Annotated in this window: 19 protein-coding genes; 13 read left to right on the top strand and 6 right to left on the bottom strand. The window is 68.2% G+C overall.

The genetic code is table 11. The features are described from left to right. Positions 1-11 precede the first annotated feature (11 nt). The 5 genes from E0H45_RS20335 to E0H45_RS20315 form a co-directional block, all read right to left on the bottom strand. Positions 12-1,004: an ABC transporter permease gene (locus E0H45_RS20335; protein ID WP_131339495.1), complete on the bottom strand. Its 993-nt coding sequence runs from the start codon at positions 1,002-1,004 to the stop codon at positions 12-14. A gap of 3 nt (positions 1,005-1,007) precedes the next feature. Next, the gene (locus tag E0H45_RS20330) at positions 1,008-2,558 is read right to left on the bottom strand and encodes an extracellular solute-binding protein (protein WP_131339493.1); all 1,551 of its coding nucleotides are present in this window, start codon (positions 2,556-2,558) and stop codon (positions 1,008-1,010) included. Next, positions 2,555-3,175: a YesL family protein gene (locus tag E0H45_RS20325; RefSeq protein WP_131339491.1), complete on the bottom strand. Its 621-nt coding sequence runs from the start codon at positions 3,173-3,175 to the stop codon at positions 2,555-2,557. The genes E0H45_RS20330 and E0H45_RS20325 overlap by 4 nt, the downstream gene beginning before the upstream one ends. Positions 3,176-3,296: 121 nt before the next feature. After that, a complete protein-coding gene (locus E0H45_RS20320; protein ID WP_131339489.1) occupies positions 3,297-3,932 on the bottom strand; it encodes a DUF1961 family protein in 636 nt (211 codons plus the stop codon). Further along, positions 3,932-4,969: a LacI family DNA-binding transcriptional regulator gene (locus E0H45_RS20315; protein ID WP_238155112.1), complete on the bottom strand. Its 1,038-nt coding sequence runs from the start codon at positions 4,967-4,969 to the stop codon at positions 3,932-3,934. Before E0H45_RS20315 ends, E0H45_RS20320 begins: the two co-directional genes overlap by 1 nt. Positions 4,970-5,055: 86 nt before the next feature. Here E0H45_RS20315 and E0H45_RS20310 point away from each other — a divergent pair, with 86 nt between their 5' ends. From E0H45_RS20310 to E0H45_RS20250, 13 genes are all read left to right on the top strand, one after another. Next, on the top strand, positions 5,056-6,885 hold the full coding sequence (locus E0H45_RS20310; RefSeq protein ID WP_131339487.1) for a heparinase II/III family protein: 1,830 nt from the start codon (positions 5,056-5,058) through the stop codon (positions 6,883-6,885). Between the two features lie 9 nt (positions 6,886-6,894). Next, the gene (locus E0H45_RS20305; protein ID WP_131339485.1) at positions 6,895-7,353 is read left to right on the top strand and encodes a hotdog fold domain-containing protein; all 459 of its coding nucleotides are present in this window, start codon (positions 6,895-6,897) and stop codon (positions 7,351-7,353) included. A gap of 27 nt (positions 7,354-7,380) precedes the next feature. Beyond that, positions 7,381-8,541: a GNAT family N-acetyltransferase gene (locus E0H45_RS20300; protein ID WP_238155111.1), complete on the top strand. Its 1,161-nt coding sequence runs from the start codon at positions 7,381-7,383 to the stop codon at positions 8,539-8,541. A 70-nt stretch (positions 8,542-8,611) separates the two neighbouring features. Then, the gene (ruvC, locus tag E0H45_RS20295) at positions 8,612-9,208 is read left to right on the top strand and encodes a crossover junction endodeoxyribonuclease RuvC (protein ID WP_131339483.1); all 597 of its coding nucleotides are present in this window, start codon (positions 8,612-8,614) and stop codon (positions 9,206-9,208) included. A gap of 31 nt (positions 9,209-9,239) precedes the next feature. Next, positions 9,240-9,842 carry a Holliday junction branch migration protein RuvA gene (gene ruvA, locus E0H45_RS20290; RefSeq protein WP_131339481.1) on the top strand — a complete coding sequence of 201 codons (603 nt, stop codon included), beginning with the start codon at positions 9,240-9,242 and terminating at the stop codon, positions 9,840-9,842. 14 nt (positions 9,843-9,856) lie between these two features. Beyond that, complete coding sequence (ruvB, locus tag E0H45_RS20285; RefSeq protein WP_131339479.1) at positions 9,857-10,909, top strand: Holliday junction branch migration DNA helicase RuvB; 1,053 nt, start codon at positions 9,857-9,859, stop codon at positions 10,907-10,909. A 236-nt stretch (positions 10,910-11,145) separates the two neighbouring features. Beyond that, a complete protein-coding gene (gene yajC, locus E0H45_RS20280) occupies positions 11,146-11,634 on the top strand; it encodes a preprotein translocase subunit YajC (RefSeq protein WP_131339478.1) in 489 nt (162 codons plus the stop codon). An 86-nt stretch (positions 11,635-11,720) separates the two neighbouring features. After that, the gene (gene secD / locus E0H45_RS20275; RefSeq protein WP_238155110.1) at positions 11,721-13,472 is read left to right on the top strand and encodes a protein translocase subunit SecD; all 1,752 of its coding nucleotides are present in this window, start codon (positions 11,721-11,723) and stop codon (positions 13,470-13,472) included. After that, positions 13,472-14,659 (top strand): protein translocase subunit SecF, encoded by a 1,188-nt coding sequence (gene secF, locus E0H45_RS20270; protein ID WP_131339476.1) that lies wholly within the window; start codon positions 13,472-13,474, stop codon positions 14,657-14,659. The genes secD and secF overlap by 1 nt, the downstream gene beginning before the upstream one ends. After that, entirely contained in the window at positions 14,659-15,198 is a 540-nt protein-coding gene (locus E0H45_RS20265) for an adenine phosphoribosyltransferase (RefSeq protein ID WP_131339474.1), read from the top strand. The genes secF and E0H45_RS20265 overlap by 1 nt, the downstream gene beginning before the upstream one ends. Positions 15,199-15,341: 143 nt before the next feature. Then, positions 15,342-17,705 (top strand): RelA/SpoT family protein, encoded by a 2,364-nt coding sequence (locus E0H45_RS20260; RefSeq protein ID WP_238155109.1) that lies wholly within the window; start codon positions 15,342-15,344, stop codon positions 17,703-17,705. 5 nt (positions 17,706-17,710) lie between these two features. Continuing rightward, positions 17,711-18,187, top strand: coding sequence for a hypothetical protein (locus E0H45_RS20255; protein ID WP_131339470.1), 477 nt, complete (start codon positions 17,711-17,713; stop codon positions 18,185-18,187). Between the two features lie 229 nt (positions 18,188-18,416). Beyond that, entirely contained in the window at positions 18,417-19,133 is a 717-nt protein-coding gene (locus tag E0H45_RS20250) for a hypothetical protein (protein WP_238155108.1), read from the top strand. A gap of 333 nt (positions 19,134-19,466) precedes the next feature. Here the strand turns inward: E0H45_RS20250 and E0H45_RS20235 are convergent, their stop codons facing one another. Then, entirely contained in the window at positions 19,467-20,369 is a 903-nt protein-coding gene (locus tag E0H45_RS20235) for a hypothetical protein (protein ID WP_131339468.1), read from the bottom strand. Between the last annotated feature and the right edge of the window lie 70 nt (positions 20,370-20,439).

Raw genomic sequence — 20,439 nt, 5'->3', positions numbered from 1 at the left:
TGGTCCTCCTCTCAGAACAGACCGCGCTGGCCCATGCGCTTGGCCAGCAGGTTGGAGCCGAAGATCAGCACGACGCCGATCACGCCCTTGAACAGGCCGACGGCGGTCGCGTAGCTGAACGAGCCCTGGGTGATGCCGATGTAGTACACGAACGTGTCGAACACGTCCGCGACGTCACGGTTCAGCGACGTCGTCATCAGCCAGATCTGCTCGAACCCGGAGTCCATCAGGTGCCCGGACGTCAGGATCGCCATCACCACGATCGTCGGCCGGATCGCCGGCAACGTGATGTGCCAGAACTGCCGCCACCGCCCGGCGCCGTCCACTCGAGCGGCCTCGTACAGCTGCGAGTCCACCCCCGCCAGCGCCGCCAGGTAGATGATCGTGCCCCAGCCGGTCTGTTTCCACAGCAACTGCAGCACGATCAGCGGCCGGAACCAGTCGGCCTGCGCGACGTAGTCAGTCTTCTGCCCGCCGACCAGGCCGTGGATCCAGTTCGCGATCACGCCGAAGTCCACCGAGAACAGCAGGTAAGTCAGCGAGGCGACGATTGTCCAGGACAGGAAGTGCGGAATGTAGACCAGCGACTGCACAGACCGCTTCAGCACGTTGACCCGCAGCTCGTTCAGCAGCAGCGCGACCACGATCGGTGCCGGGAACACGAAGACGACCGTCAGCACAGCGAGCAGCAGTGTGTTGAACATCAGCCGGCCGAAGTCCGGTCCGGTGAACAGTTCCTGGAAGTGCTTCAGTCCGACCCATTCGCTCCCCGAGTAGCCGAGGAACGGCACGTAGTCCTTGAACGCGATGGTCAGGCCGTACATCGGCAGATACTTGAACAGCGCGAAGTACACCAGGCCGGGCAGCAGCAAGAGGTACAGCCAGCGGTAGCGCCACAGATCGCGGCCCAGGGTTTTCGTACGGCGTTTGCGCCGCGGGGCGGATGCCGGCTGCGAGGAATCCGCAGCCGGCTGCACCACCTCGGGCACGAGGTCGGTGGCCATCGATCAGCCGCCGGCCTTGGCAGCCAGGTCGTTGACCTCCTTGGCGATGTCCGTGCCGCCGCTGTCGTACCAGCGCTTGATCTGCGCCTTCAGCTGGTCCTCGGTGATCGCGCCGGACAGGTACTTGATCCGCGCGTCCGGGATGATCGTGTCGAGCGTCTGGCCCTTCGCCACCGAGGTCGGCGCGATGATGCTGAGCGCCGGGTTGAACACCGCGGTCTTCAGGTCCTCGTTCATCAGGACGTCGAACTTCTCCCGCATCTTCCGGCTGGCCTCGTCGTTCGGCCGCAGCGCGTACGTACCCAGCCCGACCGACGCCCGGGTGCCGAGCTGGATGAACGCCTTGTCCACGTCGTTCTGGATCGCCTTCACCTTGGCGTCGTCCTGGTTGATCGGTACGGCGTACTTGCCGTCGGCCTTGAAGTTGCGGCCCTCGATGCCGTTGGTGAGCAGGATCGAGCCCTCCTTGGACTCGAGCTTGTCCAGCGTCTGCAGCACCTGGTCGAGCTGCTCCTCGGTGCGCACGTGCTGCTTGGAGATCGCGATCACCATGTTGTAGCCGGTGAACGGGTACGAGTGCTTCTCGCCGTCAGGCCCCTTCAGGTTGCCGACCAGCGTGACCTTGTCGAAGTCCTTCGGGTTCTTCTCCTTGAACAGGTCGAGCAACTGGGTCGCCCGCACGTTCACGTCGATGATCATGCCGCCCTTGCCCTGCACGAACGGGTCGTTCCAGTTCGCGCTGTCCAGCGTGGCGAAGTCCGGGTTCACCAGGCCCTCGGAGACCCACTTGCGCAGCCACTGGTTCGCGGCCAGGAACTCCGGGGTGTCGAAGCCCGGAACCAGCTTGCCGTCCCGCTCACCCCAGCCGTTCGGCGCGCCGAACCAGGTCTCGATCACGTCGTACGGGCTGGCGCTGGCGTAGTTCCCCGGCCACTTCGGGATGATCAGGCCGTAGGTGTCCTTCTTGCCGTTGCCGTCCGGGTCCTTCTCGGCGAACGCCTTCGCGATCGTGTAGAGGTCCTCGACGCTCTGCGGTTCCTTCAGGCCGAGCTTGGCCAGCCAGTCCTTGCGGATCACGATGCCGGAGCGCAGCAGCGGCCGGACCCGGTAGATGCCGTACGTCTTGCCGTTGGTCTGCGTGTTCTTCGCGGTCTGCTCGTTGGCCGGCTTCAGGTTCTGGTACTTGTCGAGCTTGCCGGTCAGGTCCCAGAACGCGCCGGCCTCGGCCGCCTTCACGAACGACGGGCTCTTCTCGTTCGCGACCATCAGGTCCGGGATCTTGTCCGACGCGAGCGTGACGTTCGACTTGTCGCCGTACTGCGCGTTCGGCACCCAGGTGATCTGGAGCTTCTTGCCGATCAGTTTCTCGACCGCCTGCTGCAGTTCGCCGTTCGGATCCGGTGCGGTGCCGAACAGCGGCGCCATCACCGTCAGTTCGTTGCTGGCGGTCTCGCCGCCCTTGTTCTCGCCGCCGCCCGAACAGGCGGATGCGGCGAGCAGCGCTGTCGACAGGGCGGCAGCTACGGCGAGGCGCCGTGTGGAGAAGATGGTCATTGGTTCCCTTTCAGATGCAGGCGCGCGTCGTTCTCGGCGAAGAAGCGCAAGCAGAGCCAGGTGTCGAGCTGGATCCAGGCGCCGCCGGCCAGGACGAACCCGAACACCGGGAACTTCACTGACCCGAAGGCGATGGACACCGCGACGAACAGCAGGACCAGGGACGACGCGGGCCGCGCGAGCGCGACCAGCGATGCCTTGGGCAACAACAGGCGGATCCCGAGGTCGTAGTGCACGGCCATCGGAAGCGCGTACGCCGCGATCAGCCCGAGCGCGACGAGCGCCGTGAGGCTGGCCAGGCGGGGGAGTGCGGCCCCGAGCGCGGCGAAGTACAGGTAGTTGCCGACGAGAACGACGGCGACCGCGACCAGGGGGAGAACGACGAGCGAGCCGCGGCGGAACTCCTGGCGGAACGCAGTAAGGAAAGCAGGGAAGGCGTGAAACGATTCATCGGATGACCTGCGTCTGGCCAGCGAATATGCCGCGAGTGTGGCCGGGCCGATACCCAGAGCAATACCGCCGAGCAGCGTGAACAGGAACCACAGGGCGTTCAGCTTGATCACCCAAAGGACCTCGTCTGCAGCGTCGTACAGCTTGATGGCCCAGCCTGTGTTCATGCCGGTTCCTGCCTTGTTTCGGGGCGAAAAGTGATGTGACCGTATGGTTGAATCGTCTCAATGTCAAGGCTTGGGAAAGCGTTTGTCAGGGAGTGGTCACAGGGGTGCGCGAACGCGCGGGTCAGGCTTGGGAGACGCGCAGGTTCGCGTACTCGCCGATCAACGGCGCCATCTGCCGCAAGCCGATCCGGCCGCCGGTCAGAGGTTGCTGGTCGTGCCAGCCGAAGCTGACCAGGTCGTTGACCGCGAAGGTGATCTCGCCGTGCCGGACGGTGAGCCGCAGGCGGTACGGTCCGTCGGCGTCGGCGACGTCCGGGATCGGATCGGCGCCCTGCGCGACCAGGTGGAACCCGTAGCTCTTGCGCAGGTTGCAGGTGTGGAAGGCACGCTCGGCCGGCCAGCGTCTGCGGAAGTACGAGACGTGGTAGGTGTCGAGGTCGCCGTGGTGGTACTGCTCGTACGGCCCGGTGCGCGGCTGCAGGTCGAACAGATCCTCGCCGCGGCGGCCCTTGGCGTGGAAGAACAGGATGCACAGGCCGGGTTCACGGATCGGCCAGAAGTCCCACTCGACAGTCACGTCCGGCGGGAAGTCCTCCGGGCACCACAGCACGACGTTCGCGTCCTGCCCGTCCGCCGCCGGTCGCACACTCTCCAGGCGCAGCCGGCCGAGCGGGAACGACGTCGCGCCGTCGCCCTCGAGCCGGAAGCCGTCGAGATCGGCCGGCGACGCGAGCGGGTTCTCGTACAGGACGGTCATCAACGCCGGCGCTTGAAGTCACTGGAGTCGCGGACGATCAGGTCCGGCTGGAAGATCACCTGGCGATGCCGGTGCCGCTCGGCCGACTCGACCTCTTCCTGCAGCAGCTCCATCGCGGACCGCCCGAGCAACTCGGCCGGCTGCCGCACCGACGACAGCGGTACGGCGGCGGCGCGGGCGAAATCTATGTCGTCGTACCCGACGATCGCCATGTCCCGCGGGACCCGCAGGCCGGCAACCGCCATACCCTGCAGGAATCCGAGCGCGAGCAGGTCGTTGGCGAGGAAGGCCGCGGTCGGACGCGAGCGCGCCGGCAGCGCGGCGAGCTGTTCGCCGATCGCGCGACCTTCGACCACACCCATCACGTCGACCTCGTAGTGCTGCAGGTCGACGTCGCCTGTCTCCTCGACGATCGCGGTGATGCCCGCCTTGCGATCTGCGACCTGCTGCATCGTGAACGGCCCGCCGATAAAGGCGATCCGGCGATGGCCGGACTCGATCAGGTGCTTCCCGGCGAGGCGTCCGCCGAGCTGGTCGTCGACCGACACCGAGCACAGTCCGCGGTCCGCCGTACGGTCGACGAGCACCACCGGCGTGCCGCGATCGACCAGCGCGGTGAGCCGCGGATCGGTGCTGTCGAACGGCGTGATCAGGATGCCCATCACGCGCTGCTGCTCGAGCTGGTCGAGGTGATGTCCCTCGCGCACCGGGTCGGTCTTGCTGTTGCACAGCATCACCACGGTGTCGTGCTCGTACGCCAGCGCCTCGGCGCCTTCGGCCAGATCGGTGAAGAACGGGTTGGTCACGTCGAGCACTACGAGCCCGACGGTCCTGCTACGCCCCGCCCGCAGATGTCGCGCCGCCTCGTTGCGCACGAACCCGAGCGCCTTGATGCTGTCCTGCACCCGCTGGCGGGTCTCCGGCGCCACGATCCCCGGCCGATTGAGGAAGTTGCTCACAGTCCCCACCGAAACGCCGGCCCGCTGCGCAACCTCCTTGATGCTGGGCGTCGCCATCGTCCCCCGTCCAGCAGCCATTTCGGTCACCCGCAGTCTATCCAGACCCCAGTTGAATCGTCTAAATCGCCTGACTCGATCGGTCTGCGGGCCGATAGGGTCGCGTGGTGGCTCAGACAATGCGTGGACTGTTGCCCGGGGAACTGCTGAACCGGGTCCTGGGTGGTGCCGGGTTGGTGCGGCTGGCGCCGGGATTCGATGCGCGAGACGTGTGGAACGGTGTGCCGGCGGGAGATCGTGCGGCGCTGCTGACGGACGCCGAGGAGCAGGCTGCGGGGGAGTGGCCGGTACTGCTGGCGAGTGACTTCGCGCGGTTCCAGCGTGAGGGCGATCGCGACCGGTACGAGACGCCGTACTTCGAGCGGCGCCGACGGATCGTCACGAGCACACTGGCGGCTCTGCTGACCGGTGCGGAGCGGTGGGTCGCGGACGTCGTGGACGGCGTCTGGCTGGTGTGCGACGAGGCGACGTGGACTCTTCCGGCACATGCGAGCTCGGCGGCCGCGCGTGACGAGCCGTTGCCGCGGCCGGGGGATCGGGATCTGGACCTGTTCTGTGCCGAGACCGGCGGCCTGCTGGCCTGGGTGGATCACTTGCTGGGGCCCGTGCTGGACGCGGCGACTCGGCTGCGGATCGCGACCGAGGTCGACCAGCGGGTGCTGGCGCCGTTCCTCGAGATCCGCGACTGGCGGTGGCTGAAGGAGTTCACGAACAACTGGAACCCGTGGATCCACTCGAATCTGACCGCGTGCGCTCTGCTGCTCGAACCCGACCCGGGACGTCGCGCGAAGATCGTGGAGCTCGTGGTGGACGGGCTCGACGTCTTCCTCGATTCGTACCCGGACGACGGCGGCTGTGACGAAGGAGCGTCGTACTGGACACGAGCGGGCGGCTCCGTCGCGGACAGTCTGGTTCTGTTGTACGACGCAACGGCGGGGCAACTGGACGGGTTCGGTCATCCCAAGCTGCGGCCGATCACGTCGTACCTGCCGGCCATGTACATCGACGACCGGTGGTACGTGAACTTCGCGGACTGTCCGGCGCAGCTCACGGATCTGTCGGTGGCGTACCCGCTGTACCGGCTCAGCGTGCACACCGACGAGCCGGCCGCACGGCAGCACGCGCACGTGATCCGGCATCGCGACGATCCGCTCGTATCGCGGATTCCGTCCATGCTCCGGGTCGTCGGAACGCTGCTGGAGCCCGGACTGCGCACCGAGGAGGAGATGGTCGGCAGCCAGGACGTCTACCTGCCGGACACCGAAGTACTCGTGGCTCGCTCGAAGAATCTGCTCGTCGCGTTGAAGGGCGGGCACAACGATGAGTCGCACAACCACAACGACGTCGGCTCGCTGATCGTCGCCGTCGACGGCGTACCGCGGGTGATCGATCTCGGTGTCGGCACGTACACCCGGCAGACGTTCTCGGCCGATCGCTACCAGATCTTCACGATGCAGAGCGACTACCACAACCTGCCGCGGATCAACGGCTTCTCGCAGCAGCCGGGCCGCGAGTTCCACGCGACCGGCATGTCCGCGGAGCTCGGCGACCGCACCACCTGCGAGCTCGACCTCGCTCAGGCCTATCCGGCCGAAGCCGGCATCCACTCCTGGCGCCGCACCATCACTCTGGACCAAGCGGTCGAACTGACCGACACCTGGGACCTGGAGGACGCACCAACCGAACTCGTCTGGCACCTGATCCTCAACGGCCCGGCAAGCCAGGAGAACGGCACGATCCGGGTCGAAGGGCTGGCCATCTCGTACGACGCCGACAACCTGGCCGCCGTACTCGAGCCACTCCCACTCACGGACCCCAAACTCTCCGACATCTGGGGCAACCAGGTCACCCGCGTCGTACTGACCGCCCGGCCGTCCCTCCTGAATTCAACGGGCACCACTGCCGTGACCTTCACACCGGATGTGACTCGTGAGTAACATGTCGGCATGAGTCAGGTGCTGGGGTTGTGGGAGCGGTTGCGTGCGGTGCCGGGTGGGGAGCGGGTGTTCTCGTGGGGGTTCACCTGGAAGGCGCCGTACTTTCGGTCGGTGCGGCCGCGGTTCGTGCAGGTGAGCCCCAACTACGCGGCGCTGACGTTGCCCAAGCGGCGGGCGGTGCTGAACCACATCGGGACCGTGCATGCGATTGCCGTGTGCAACGGTCTCGAGGCGGCGATGGGGGCGTTGGCGGAGGCGACGGTGCCGGCCGGGAAGCGGTGGCTGCCGAAGGGGATGGAGGTCGCGTACCTCGCCAAGTCGACGACGGACCTGACGTGTTCGGCGGAGACCGATCCGGACACCTGGACCACGGGCCCCGACGTCCCGGTGCGGGTGAAGGCGACCCGCGACGACGGCACGGTGGTCGTCGAGGGGACGATTCACCTGTGGGTAACTGACAAGAAGTGAACACGCCGTACGACGTATTGTCTCGGCGTGACTGAACTGCGGGTGGTGGAGGTTACCGAGGAGCACTTGGACTCGGTGTGGCAGGTGCGGACGCGGTCGTTCGGGATGGGTGGTGACCGCGACGAGTGGAAGAAGACCGCGCGGTCGTTCATGGTCGACGGGCGGTACCTCGGTGTCCTCGACGGTGACGAACTGGTCGCGGCGGCGCGGATCTGGCCGCACGAGCAGTGGTGGGGCGGGCGCCGCGTGCCCATGGGTGGTGTGGCCGGCGTTGTCGTCGCACCGGAGTACCGCGGTCGGGGGGTCGGCAGCCTGTTGATGCGCGCCGTACTCAATCTGTGTGCGGCGAAGGGCTATCCGCTGACGGCGCTCTATCCGGCGACGACCGTGCTCTACCGGCACCTCGGGTACGAGTTCGCCGGAAGCAGGCACCTGTACACGTTCGAGGCCGCCGATCTGCGGACCCTGGGCGGCAGCGGTACGGCGGTGCGCAAGGCGGGCCGCGACGACGCGGACCTGTTCCTCGAGTTGGCGGCGAAGGCGCACGAGGCGCGACGCTCGAACGGCCCGTTGATCTGGCCGCGCACCGAGGTCGAGTCCTGGCTCGAGGACGAGGACAACTTCGCGTACGTCGCCGACGACGGCTTCGTCGTCTACAAGTGGGACGACCGCAACCTCGCGGTCGAGGAGCTCATCGCCGGTTCGGAGGAGACGGCCCGCGCGCTGTGGGCGACCGTCGGCTCGGGTGCGTCGATCGCGAAGACCGTGGAGGCATGCTGCGCGCCCTTCGATCCGATCCACCTGATGGTGGAGCACGAGGCGCGTGGCCAGTCGTGGCAGAACCGGTGGATGCTCCGGCTCGTCGACGTTCCGGCAGCCTTTGCGGGACGTGGTTTCCCGGACGGCGTCGTACTCGAGGCGGACCTGCGGATCGACGACCCCGAACTGCCGGCGAACACCGGCGACTGGCACCTCTCGGTCAGCAACGGATCCGCCACCCTCACCACGGCCGAGCCGTCGGCCGACGCTCTCCGCCTCGGCCCGCGTGGGCTGGCGGCGCTGTACGCCGGTATGCCGCTGGCCACCCTCCGTGGGGCCGGACTGGCCACCGGGGGAGCGGCCACCGCTGACTCGGCGCTCAACGCGGTATTCGGCGGACCTGCGGCGTACATGCTCGACGACTTCTGAGTCGGCGCGTCGATTTCTGAACTCCCGACGCCTCCGACTAGGGTTGTCGAACAAACGTTCGGAGGTATTCATGCGGGTGCTCGGCGTCGACCCGGGACTGACCCGGTGCGGCCTCGGCGTCGTCGAGGGGACACCGGGGAAGCCGCCGGCGCTGGTCGCCGTCGGGGTGATCCGGACGCCTGCCGACCTGGACGTCTCCAAGCGGCTCGTGCTGATCGAGGAGGAACTCGACGCGTGGATCGCCCGGCACCAGCCGGACGCGGTCGCCGTCGAGCGGGTGTTCGCGCAGCACAACGTCCGGACGGTGATGGGTACGGCGCAGGCCTCGGGGGTCGCGATGGTGGTCGCTGCCCGTCGCGGACTGCCGGTCGCCCTGCACACGCCCAGTGAGGTGAAGGCCGCGGTCACCGGATCAGGCCGCGCGGACAAGGAACAGGTGACCACGATGGTCACCCGGATCCTCAAGCTGAGCGAGCGTCCGACGCCCGCGGACGCCGCGGACGCGCTGGCGCTGGCGATCTGTCAGGTCTGGCGCGGTGGGGTGGCGAGCAAGCTGCAGGAAGCGGCCAGCAGCCGGGCCAATCTCGAGGCGGCGGCGCAAGCGCAGTCACGGCTGCAGGTGGCGAGGCTGCGGGCCGCGGTGGCGGCGCAGCAGGGCAAGCGGTGAGCACGGAAACGAGCGGGCTTGGAGGGTGGCGATGATCGCCTTTGTACGTGGACCGGTGGCGGCCATCGGGCTGGACAGTGCCGTGGTCGAGGTCGGCGGGATCGGTCTGCAGGTGTACTGCGACCCGGGCACGCTGGCCGGTTTGCGCCCGGGGCAGGAGGCGCGGATCGCCACGTCGATGGTGGTCCGTGAGGACTCGCTGACGCTGTACGGGTTCGCCGACGACGACGCGAAGAACCTGTTCGAGCTGTTGCAGACCGCCTCCGGTGTCGGGCCGAAGCTCGCCCAGGCCGCGCTCGCGGTGCTGAGCCCGGACCAGTTGCGCCAGGCGGTCGCGACCGAGGATCTCGCCGTACTGGTGAAGGTTCCGGGCATCGGTAAGAAGGGTGCGCAGCGGATCGTGCTCGAGCTGAAGGACAAGATCGGTGCGCCGTCGAGGACGGTGACTGGCCGGCCGCTGCAGGCGCAGGAGGCGTGGCGCGACCAGGTGCAGGCCGGTCTGGTCGGTCTGGGCTGGTCGGCCCGCGACGCCGAGGACGCGGTCACCGCCGTGTCGCCGCTCGCCGCCGACAACCCGAATCCGTCGGTTCCCGACCTGCTGCGGGCCGCGCTGCGCGTGCTCTCCAAGGCGTAAAGGGGGCGTAAGCGATGGAAGACAACGTGCGCCCACTGGTCTCCGCCGACGCGGTGGACCTCGAGGAACGCAAGATCGAGTCCGCGCTCCGGCCGCGCACCCTGGCCGAGTTCGGCGGTCAGCGCCGGGTCAGCGAGCAGCTCGAGCTGGTGCTGCACGCGGCTCGTGGCCGCAACCGCACGCCTGATCACGTGCTGCTGTCCGGACCGCCGGGGCTCGGCAAGACCACGCTGGCGATGATCATCGCCAGCGAGATGGCCACTCCGCTGCGGGTGACCAGCGGGCCGGCGATCCAGCACGCCGGCGACCTGGCCGCGATCCTGTCCGGGCTGAGCGAGGGCGAAGTCCTGTTCCTGGACGAGATCCACCGGATGTCGCGGCCCGCGGAAGAGCTGCTCTACATGGCGATGGAGGACTTCCGGGTCGACGTGATCGTCGGCAAGGGACCGGGCGCCACCGCGATCCCGCTCGAGATCCCGCCGTTCACCCTGGTCGGCGCGACCACGCGGGCCGGTCTGCTGCCCGGGCCGCTGCGGGACCGGTTCGGGTTCACCGGTCACCTGGAGTTCTACGAAGCCGCCGAACTCGAGAAGATCGTGAACCGGTCGGCCGCGCTGCTCGAGGTCGACATCACCCCCGAGGCCGCCATCGAGATCGCGTCCCGGTCCCGCGGTACGCCGCGGATCGCGAACCGGCTGCTCCGCCGGGTCCGCGACTACGCAGAGGTACGCGCCGACGGCATCATCACGCTCGCGCTGTCGAAGGCGGCCCTGGACCTGTACGAGGTGGACAAGATGGGCCTCGACCGGCTGGACCGGTCGGTGCTGGACGCGCTGTGCCGCCGATTCGGGGGCGGACCGGTCGGTCTTTCCACGTTGGCGGTTGCGGTCGGCGAGGAACGTGAGACTGTGGAGGAAGTGGCCGAACCGTTCCTGGTCCGGTCGGGCTACCTGGCCCGTACGCCGCGTGGTCGTGTCGCCACGCCCGCGGCCTGGCGGCACATCGGGCTCAAGGTCCCGAAGGGCGCGACGTTCGCGGACACGCTCTTCGACGCCGATGAGGACTGAAGGAGTTCAACCTCAACTGAACACGACGATCGCCGGGGAACCTCCGCCGGTGCCGGAACGTAGACACTGCGTAGCGACCAGTGTGAGTAACGCAAACGTGACCCGGCGTCATGCGGTAGTTGTTGACGCACGGCGTTAGACTCCCCGGTGGCCTGACCTCCAGGTCTTCCGCCGCGACCTGCGCATTCGCGCGGTGCACGCCTTATAACCGAGCCGACGAAGGATTCTGAGACCCGATGCAACTCCTCGCCGTACCGATGGCCTCCTCCGGGGGTGGCGGCATCACGCTGCTGCTGCCGCTGATCCTGATCGTCGGAATGATCTGGTTCATGAGCCGCTCCCAGCGTAAGCAGCGCGAGCGGCAGGCACAGACCGTAGCCTCGCTGATGCCGGGCACGAAGGTGATCACCACCAGCGGACTGGTCGGCATCGTCGAAGAGACCGACGACGAGTACGTGACGCTGGAGATCTCCGAGGGCGTACTGGTCCAGGTCGTCAAGGCCGCGGTCGGCCGGGTGGTCCCGGAAGAAGACACCTCCGCCGACGAGGCCGAGACCTCCACCGAGGCCACCGCCGCTGAGGAAACCGCCGACGCCGACACCGATGAAGCGGCGGACGACGACGCGGCCAAGGTCGACGTACCGGATGCGGGTAAGGCCGGTGACAAGGCCGACGGCAAGGTGCAGGACACGCCGAAGCTGCCGCCGACGCACACCGAGAACTGATTTTTCCGTCCCAACGGCCTGCGGCGCGGCGTTCGGCGTCCACCTGACGGTGCGGCGCGCCCAGAAGTACAAAGGTTGAAACTGACGTGGCAACGACTTCGACATCCCGCCCCGGGCGGAGCCTGATCGGCTTGCTGGTGGTCGTGGTTCTGCTGTTCGGGATCATGGCGCTGACCCAGACCTGGAAGCCCAAGCTCGGGCTGGACCTGCGGGGCGGCACGACCATCACGCTGACCGCCAGCACGATCGACGGCAGCGGCAAGGTCACCGCCGACCAGCTGAACGAGGCCAAGAACATCATCGGCCAGCGGGTCAACGGCGCGGGTGTCGCCGAGTCCGACATCACCACCTCCGGGGCGAACCACATCAACGTGGCCGTCCCGGGTGCCACGAAGGAATCCCTGGTGTCGCAGGTCGGTCAGACCGCGCTGCTCTACTTCCGGGTGGTGTACAGCTCGGACGCCGCCGCACCGCAGCCCACTCCGACGCCGACGACGACGCCGAAGCCGGGCACCACGCCGAAGCCCAGCGCGACGCCGACGCCGAGCACGAAGGTGACACCGAGCGCCACGATCAAGCCGAGCACCACGCCGAAGGGCCGGGCCTGGTCGAGCGCGCTCGGTGGCGCGACGCCGACGCCGACCCCGAAGGCCAGCACGACCCCGAAGGCCAGTACGACGCCGAGCGCCACGCCGTCGACGCCGGCCACCGGGGGCGACCCGTTGAACTACACGCCGGACGCGGCCACGCAGGCGGCGTTCGCGGCGTTCAAGTGCGGCGACAAGCAGCTCGACTACCCGGACCGGCCGATCTTCTCCTGTGACCGCCAAGGCACCTACAAGTACCTGCTCGGCCCGGCGATCCTGAACGGCACCGACCTCTCGGACGCCTCCGCGGGCATCCCGCAGAACGGCCTGCAGTGGCAGGTGAACCTGAAGTTCACCGGCGAGGGCGGCGACAAGTTCTTCAAGGCGACGACGGCGATCTCGAAGCGCGGCCAGGGCCAGAACCTGTTCGCGATCGTGCTCGACGGCGAGACCATCTCGACGCCGAGTGTGGACAGCCCGATCCCGGGCGGCCAGGCGCAGATCACCGGTACCTTCACCGAGGCCGAGGCCCGCGACCTGGCGAACGTGCTGAAGTACGGCGCGCTGCCGGTCAAGTTCGACATCTCGTCGGTCGAGACCGTGTCGCCGCAGCTCGGTGGCGACCAGCTCTCCGCCGGTATCTGGGCCGGTCTCGCCGGTCTGGCGCTGGTCGTCGTGTTCTGCTTCCTGTACTACCGCGGTCTCGGCGTGGTCGTGGTGCTGTCGCTCGCGGTCGCCGGCATCCTCACCGGATCGCTGGTGATCCTGCTCGGCAAGGCGATCGGGTTCACGCTGTCGCTGGCCGGTATCGCCGGTCTGATCGTGGCCGTCGGTATCACCGCGGACTCGTTCATCATCTACTTCGAACGACTGCGCGACGAGGTCCGTGAGGGCCGCAGCCTGCGCTCCTCGGTGGAGACCGGCTGGGCCCGCGCCAAGCACACGATCATCGCCGCCGACTCGATCTCGCTGCTCGCCGCGCTGGTGCTGTACGTGCTGGCGATCGGCAGCGTCAAGGGCTTCGCGTTCACGCTCGGCCTGACCACGCTGATCGACCTGGTCGTGGTGTTCCTGTTCACCAAGCCGTTGGTCACGCTGCTGGCCCGGACCGACTTCTTCGGCCACGGGCACAAGCTGTCCGGACTGGATCCGGAGCATCTGGGCGTCGAACGACTGCCCGGACAGACGAAACCGTCGGCCCGGCCGCGGAAGACGCCGTCGACGCGCAAGCCGGTCGGAGGGGAGGTCTGATGTCGAAGCTCGGACAGATCGGTGCCAAGCTGCACCGCGGTGAGGTCTCCTACGACTTCATCGGCCACCGCAAGCTCTGGTTCGGCATCTCGATCGCCCTGGTCGTGATTTCGCTGGGCGGACTGTTCGCGCGCGGCCTGGCGCTCGGTATCGAGTTCAAGGGCGGCGTCGAGTACGAGGCCAAGGTCAAGGTCACTGACAGCACCGTGCAGGACTTCGGCGACGCCGTGAAGGCGACCAACGCCAAGGACCTCGGCGACCCGGTCGTCACGACGATCAACGACGAGAAGGTCCGCGTGCAGACCAAGCCGCTGGCCCAGGCCGACATCGGCACGGTGCGCGCGGCGATCGCCAAGGAGGCCGGTATTCCGGCCGAGCAGGTCACCTCGCAGCAGATCGGCGCGTCCTGGGGCCAGCAGATCGCCGACAAGGCGATCCTGGCGCTGATCGTGTTCCTGGTCCTGGTGTTCGGGGTGATCTGGGTCTACTTCCGAGAAGCCAAGGCCTCGATGGCCGCGATCATCGCACTGGTCCACGACGTCACGATCACGGTCGGTGTGTACGCGCTGATCGGCTTCGACGTCACGCCGGCGACGGTGATCGGCGTACTGACGATCCTCGGTTACTCGCTGTACGACACCGTGGTCGTGTTCGACAAGGTCCGGGAGAACACCCGCGGCATCACCGGGTCGAACCGCTACACCTACTCGGACGCGACCAACCTCGCCGTCAACCAGACCGTGGTCCGGTCGATCAACACCACGGTCACCGCGCTGCTGCCGGTGGGCGCGATCCTGGTCGTCGGCACGGTCGTCCTCGGCACCGGCCCGCTCAAGGACCTGTCGCTGGCGCTGTTCGTCGGTATCGCCGTCGGTGCGTACTCGTCGATCTTCATCGCGCCGTCGCTGCTCGCGGTCTTCAAGGAGCGCGAGCCGGGCATGCAGGCGCTGAACAAGCGCGTGACCGCGAAGAAGGCGCAGCTCGCTGCCGCTGCGGCCGCTCCGGTGGGCGTCGCGACGGTCGGTGCCCCGGCGGGTGCCGCGGCGCGTTCCGACGTACAGGACACGCCGCGGAAGGCCGACCGGGCGACCGGGGCGGCTCCGGCGCCGTCGTCGCGGCCGATGAAGGCGGCGGCCGCAGGGCGTCCGCAGCCGACGCGCAAGCCGCGGTCGAAGCGCGGTAAGTGATGCGGTCGCTCGAGCAGGTCCTCGCGGACGGTATCCGCGACATTCCGGACTACCCGCAGGCGGGGGTGGTGTTCAAGGACATCACCCCGCTGCTGGCCGATCACACCGGCTTCGGCCAGGTCGTGGAGGCGCTGGCGGCGGTCGGGAAGGACGACGACGGCAGGCCGGTCGTCGACAAGGTGGTCGGGATCGAGGCGCGCGGGTTCATCCTGGCGGCCCCGGTCGCGCTCGCGCTCGGCGCCGGGTTCGTGCCGGTGCGTAAGAAGGGGAAGTTGCCGGCGGCGACGTACGAGGAGTCGTACGCGCTGGAGTACGGCGAGGCGACGATCGAGGTGCACCAGGACGCGTTCGCTCCTGGTGACCGCGTCCTCGTCATCGACGACGTCCTGGCCACCGGCGGCACGGTCGAGGCCTGTCTGCGGCTCATCCGCCGCTGCGGCGCCGAGGTCCTGGGTACGGCGGTGCTGCTGGAACTGTCGTTCCTCCCGGGTCGGAAGCGCCTCGAGGGCGAAGCAGTCACCGCCCTCCTCACAGTCTGAAATCGCGTCTGAATTCGGGCAAACTCTCCGTCGCCGCCGGCTTACCCGGCGTGTTGTCCACAGGCGGTTCTGCCTCGTTGGACGCTGGCCTCTAGACTGGTGCCCTGTCGGCGGAGGGACACAACGTGGGCGAAGACCCGGCGATGACATCTGCGGTGCCGGATGCCGTACCGCAGGAGCCGCCGCGCGCGCCGTCACCGGTGCGCCCGGCTCCCGTGTCGCCGCCGCCTGCGACCCAACCGCCGCGGATCGCGCCGGCCCGGGTCCGTGCCCGGCTGGCCCGCCTCGGCGGCACCCGGCACCCGAACCGGGCGCCGATGCTCGAACCGCTGTTCCGAGTGGTCCGCGCGACCCACCCGAAGGCCGATCTCGGCATGATCGAGCGCGCCTACCGGACCGCGGAGAAGTACCACACCGGCCAGATGCGCAAGAGCGGCGACGCGTACATCACGCATCCGCTCGCGGTCGCCACCATCCTCGCCGAGCTCGGTATGACCGCGACCACGCTCTGCGCTGCGTTGCTCCACGACACCGTCGAGGACACGCCGTACACGGTGGACGATCTGACCCGCGACTTCGGCGAAGAGATCGCCATGCTGGTCGATGGCGTCACCAAGCTCGACAAGGTGCGGTACGGCGAGTCAGCGCAGGCCGAGACGATCCGCAAGATGGTCGTCGCGATGTCGAAGGACATCCGGGTGCTGGTCATCAAGCTGTCCGACCGGCTGCACAACATGCGCACACTCGGCTCGCTGCGCCAGGAGAAGCAGGAGCGGATCGCCCGCGAGACGCTGGAGATCTACGCCCCGCTGGCGCACCGGCTGGGTATGAACACGATCAAGTGGGAGCTCGAGGACCTGGCGTTCTCGACCCTGCACCCGAAGGTGTACGACGAGATCGTCCGGCTGGTCGCCGAGCGCGCACCGTCCCGCGACGAGTACCTGGCGACCGTGATCGACCAGGTGCACGAGGACCTACGTCTCGCCAAGGTGAAGGCGACGGTCACCGGCCGGCCGAAGCACTACTACTCGATCTACCAGAAGATGATCGTCCGCGGCCGCGAGTTCGGCGACATCTACGACCTGGTCGGCATCCGGGTCCTGGTCGAGTCGGTCCGCGACTGCTACGCGGCGCTCGGCATCATGCACGCGCGGTGGAACCCGGTCCCTGGCCGGTTCAAGGACTACATCGCGATGCCGAAGTTCAACATGTACCAGTCGCTGCACACCACGGTGATCGGGCCGCAGGGCAAGCCGGTGGAGCTGCAGATCCGGTCGTTCTCCATGCACCGCCGTGCGGAGTACGGCATCGCCGCGCACTGGAAGTACAAGGAGGACCCGTCGTCGGTCGCGCCGGCCGCGCCGAGCACCGAAATCGGCGGGCCGAACGACATGCCCTGGGTCCGGCAGCTCGTCGACTGGCAGCGGGAGACCTCCGACCCGTCGGAGTTCCTCGACTCGCTGCGGTTCGAGATCAACAACGCCGAGGTCTACGTCTTCACCCCGCGCGGCGACGTGATGTCGCTGCCGACCGGGTCGTCGCCGGTCGACTTCGCGTACGCCGTGCACACCGAGGTCGGCCACCGCTGTATCGGTGCCCGCGTCAACGGGCGGTTGGTGCCGCTGGAGAGCACCCTCGAGAACGGTGACGTCGTCGAGGTCTTCACCTCGAAGGCGCAGGGCGCGGGTCCGTCGCGGGACTGGCTCACGTTCGTCAAGAGCCCGCGTGCGCGGAACAAGATCAAGCACTGGTTCTCCAAGGAGCGCCGCGACGAGGCGATCGAGCACGGCAAGGACGCGATCGCGAAGCAGCTCCGCAAGGAGGGCCTGCCGCTGCAGCGCCTGCTGTCGCACGAGACCCTGACCGCAGTCGCGAATTCCCTGCGCTATCCGGACGTCACCGGTCTGTACGCCGCGGTCGGCGAGCAGCACGTGAGCGCGCAGGCCGTCGTACGGCGACTCATCGAGACGTACGGTGGCGAGGAGGGCGCGGCCGAGGATCTCGCCGAGGGCATGCGGTTGCCGGCCACCAAGGAGCGGCGGAAGCGGACCGCCCGCGGCGACGCCGGTGTCATCGTCAAGGGCGCGACCGACGTGCTGTCGAAGCTGGCCCGGTGTTGCACGCCGGTGCCGGGTGACGAGATCATCGGCTGGATCACCCGCGGCGCGGGGGTCTCGGTGCACCGGGCCGACTGCGCGAACGTGGAGAACCTGAAGACCCAGCCCGAGCGCATCGTCGAGGTCGAGTGGGCGCCGACGGCGCAGTCCGTCTTCCTGGTCGCGATCCAGGTCGAGGCGCTGGACCGGGCTCGCCTGCTGTCGGACATCACCCGGGTGCTGTCGGACTACCACGTGAACATCCTGTCCGCGGCCCTCACCACGACCCGCGACCGGATCGCGAAGTCCCGCTTCACCTTCGAAATGGGCGATCCCACGCACCTTGGGCACGTGCTGAAGGCGGTCCGCTCGGTCGAGGGCGTCTTCGACGTCTACCGCGTCACGCAGTAGCTCCGGTGGGCGACTGGTTCCGCGGTTCGGCCGACGGTCCGGGCCTGAAGCTGTCCAACGGAGCGACCGCGGTCTTCTTGGACGTGCTTGCGCTGCCTGCGTGTGAGCTGGCGGAGACGGCGTTCGAGCGTGGGTTTGCGTTGCTGCTGTGCAACTCCCGGATCGGGCTGGGGAACGACGGGTTCGACCTGGACGAGCTGCCCTGGCCGGCTGCCGAGTGGGAGGCCGAGCGGGACTACCTGCTGCGCGTGGTTCGGCTGGCGGCGACGCGGTACCGGTGGGAGTTGCTGAGCTATGAGCCGCCGTACGCCGAGGGATATCTGGCGGAGTACGAGCGGCTGGTCCTGGACTTCAGGCCGTCGGCCGAGGCGGTTGAGTTGCCGCGGCTCTGGGATCTGGAGCCGGTGGAGGCTGCGTTCGTCCGTTGCCCGAAGCATGGGTTGTATCTCGGCGACTACACGGACTGCAGGCTCTGTTTGTGAGGGTGGGGACACTGCAGATATGAGCCGTGTCGGGCGTCGCGCGTTTCTGGTCGCGGGTGTTGGGTTGCTGGCTGGGTGCAGTGATTCGTCAGCTCAGAATCAGCCGAGCTCGACCCCACCGACTCCGACACCGACTCCGACACCGACTCCGACTCCGACTCCGACGACTGCACCTCCGTCGACTTCTGCTCCGCCGGCTACGACGAAGCCCACGGTTGTGTTGCCGTCAGTGCAGAGCTGGGTGCCGGGGCCGGGTGAGATTCAGCCGCAGGTGAAGCGGCTCGCGGTGGCGGCGGTCGTCAAGCTGCTGCAGCCGACGGAAACGCCGGCTGTGATCGAGGTGATTGACGCGCAGTACGGCGGTATTTTGAGCGACTCGGCAAGCGTTCTGGTGCCATGCCGCGTGTACTCGATCAGACAGAACCGCTTGATCAGCGGCGGTACGACGGTCGACGTACGACTGAGCAAGTCGTCGCAGGGGACCTGGCGGGTGACCGCGACGCACCCCGCTCAACCCGGAGCGCCGGTTGCGAGCCTGTCGGCCGCCGCGCGGCAGGTGCTGGCCAGCGAGCAGATCCTGTTGCCGCCCGCATCCGCCGCGGACATCCGCTCGGGGCAGGTGCATAACAACGTGCTCACCACGATGCTCGAGCTCGCAAAGACGTATCGGATCGGGGTCAGCGTGATCCGCTCCGGCCACCCGACCAACGTCTTCGGCACCGACCGCCCGAGCGACCACCCCCGCGGCCGGGCGTTCGACACCTGGCAGATCGACGGCCACCCGGTCGTATCGCCGTCAACGTCCCGCGCGCTCATCACGTCGTACATGCGCGCCACCGAGTCCCTGGGTTCCTACAACGTAGGCGGCCCCTACCAACTCTCCGGTACGGCGTACTTCTCCGACCAAACCCACCACGACCACATCCACGCCGGCTTCCGCACCTAACCCCACCGCACTCACCCCCACCGCACTCACCCCCACCGCACTCGCCCGCACCGGACCCGCGTCGACCCGCTGACCCGCACCGCACTCACCCGCACCGCACTCACCCGCACCGCACCCGCCCGCGCCGCACCCGCCGCGCGCCCGTCCGCCGTGCCCGCTCATCCACGCGCCCGGCGCCCGCCGCTGAGTGCGAATTTGGTGGGTAGACCCATCAGGTCGGGGGTTCTGCACCCTGAACCACGGTCACGAACCCAGCAGGTCATGGGTCTACCCACCAAATTGGTGGGTCAGCCCACGAAATTGCGGACGGCCGGGAGCGGGAGGGGGAGCGGGCTAGTCCCATTCCCAGGTGATTCCTACTGTGCCGGGGTCTGCGGATGCTTCGATGACGTGGACGCGGCCGTCGGGGGTGAGCATCAGTTCGCGGTGTACCAGGTTCGGGCCGGAGGTGTGGCGGCGGCGGATCTCGTGGACGCGGACCGGGAGCGCGGCCCGGTCGAACTGAACCTCCAGCACGCAGTGCATCCCGCCCCACTCGCTGAACCGCTGGTACTCCGTCGCCGGCAGCCCGGTGCGGTCCTCGATCTCGTAGCGCACGACGGCCGTCTCGCCGACCGCGAGGACCCGGTCGAGCAGCAGTTCGCCGAGCATCGCGCCGGCCTCGGGGGAGCGGGCGATCCGGCCGGTCCGGCAACCACTCAGTGCCCGCAAGGCGAGCTTCTCGGCGTCGCAGCCCGGCTCGCCCTGGTGCGCGATGATCAGCCGATCCACAGGCTGTACGGCGACCACGCTCTGGATCACCCGCCGGCAGTGCGCGCTCCGATCCGCGCCCATTCGGACCTCTTCGAGAACGGTCACGTTGCGCAGCCGGCCGTGGGCGTCGCGGCGGAGCCGGTCGAGCAGCCGGGTGAGCGCCTCGGCGTAGTCGACAACGGCGTACGGCTGCGGTGATGTCTCCGGCTCGGTGCGCGCCGGAGGGATCCGTCCGGTCAGCCAGCCGGGCGGCACCTGCAGGAGTTCCTCGAGCGCCGCAACGATCGCCAGCGAATCCTCGCAGGGCACCCGGCGTCCGCTCTGCCAGGTGCTGAGCGTCGCGACCCCGACGTGCAGCCCGCGGTCGGCCAGATGGGTCCGGATCCGGTTGAGGGCCAGCCCGCGGCGCGCGATCGCCTGCCGCAGCGCGTCCGCGAACGACGCTTCCGGGGTCACCGCACGGAGTTCGACCGGCTTGATCATGGGGCCCACGCTCCTTCAGGGCAGCAGTGTAAACATTCACAGCACCCGCTGACACTGCCTTGTCACGCAT

The organism is Kribbella soli (assembly GCF_004331345.1).
Classification (GTDB): Bacteria; Actinomycetota; Actinomycetes; order Propionibacteriales; family Kribbellaceae; genus Kribbella; species Kribbella soli.
Note: the sequence above shows the minus strand (reverse complement) of the source record. Positions and strands in the feature narration are given on the sequence as shown.

What these genes read in the sequence shown, in the direction of transcription:
- E0H45_RS20265 (WP_131339474.1), top strand. Translation starts at nt 14,659, where the DNA reads ATGCGGTCGCTCGAGCAGGTCCTCGCGGACGGTATCCGCGACATTCCG.
- ruvA (WP_131339481.1), top strand. Translation starts at nt 9,240, where the DNA reads ATGATCGCCTTTGTACGTGGACCGGTGGCGGCCATCGGGCTGGACAGT.
- E0H45_RS20305 (WP_131339485.1), top strand. Translation starts at nt 6,895, where the DNA reads ATGAGTCAGGTGCTGGGGTTGTGGGAGCGGTTGCGTGCGGTGCCGGGT.
- E0H45_RS20320 (WP_131339489.1), bottom strand. Translation starts at nt 3,932, where the DNA reads ATGACCGTCCTGTACGAGAACCCGCTCGCGTCGCCGGCCGATCTCGAC.
- E0H45_RS20325 (WP_131339491.1), bottom strand. Translation starts at nt 3,175, where the DNA reads ATGAACACAGGCTGGGCCATCAAGCTGTACGACGCTGCAGACGAGGTC.
- E0H45_RS20260 (WP_238155109.1), top strand. Translation starts at nt 15,342, where the DNA reads ATGACATCTGCGGTGCCGGATGCCGTACCGCAGGAGCCGCCGCGCGCG.
- yajC (WP_131339478.1), top strand. Translation starts at nt 11,146, where the DNA reads ATGCAACTCCTCGCCGTACCGATGGCCTCCTCCGGGGGTGGCGGCATC.
- secF (WP_131339476.1), top strand. Translation starts at nt 13,472, where the DNA reads ATGTCGAAGCTCGGACAGATCGGTGCCAAGCTGCACCGCGGTGAGGTC.
- E0H45_RS20235 (WP_131339468.1), bottom strand. Translation starts at nt 20,369, where the DNA reads ATGATCAAGCCGGTCGAACTCCGTGCGGTGACCCCGGAAGCGTCGTTC.
- ruvB (WP_131339479.1), top strand. Translation starts at nt 9,857, where the DNA reads ATGGAAGACAACGTGCGCCCACTGGTCTCCGCCGACGCGGTGGACCTC.
- E0H45_RS20315 (WP_238155112.1), bottom strand. Translation starts at nt 4,969, where the DNA reads ATGGCTGCTGGACGGGGGACGATGGCGACGCCCAGCATCAAGGAGGTT.
- E0H45_RS20335 (WP_131339495.1), bottom strand. Translation starts at nt 1,004, where the DNA reads ATGGCCACCGACCTCGTGCCCGAGGTGGTGCAGCCGGCTGCGGATTCC.
- ruvC (WP_131339483.1), top strand. Translation starts at nt 8,612, where the DNA reads ATGCGGGTGCTCGGCGTCGACCCGGGACTGACCCGGTGCGGCCTCGGC.
- E0H45_RS20330 (WP_131339493.1), bottom strand. Translation starts at nt 2,558, where the DNA reads ATGACCATCTTCTCCACACGGCGCCTCGCCGTAGCTGCCGCCCTGTCG.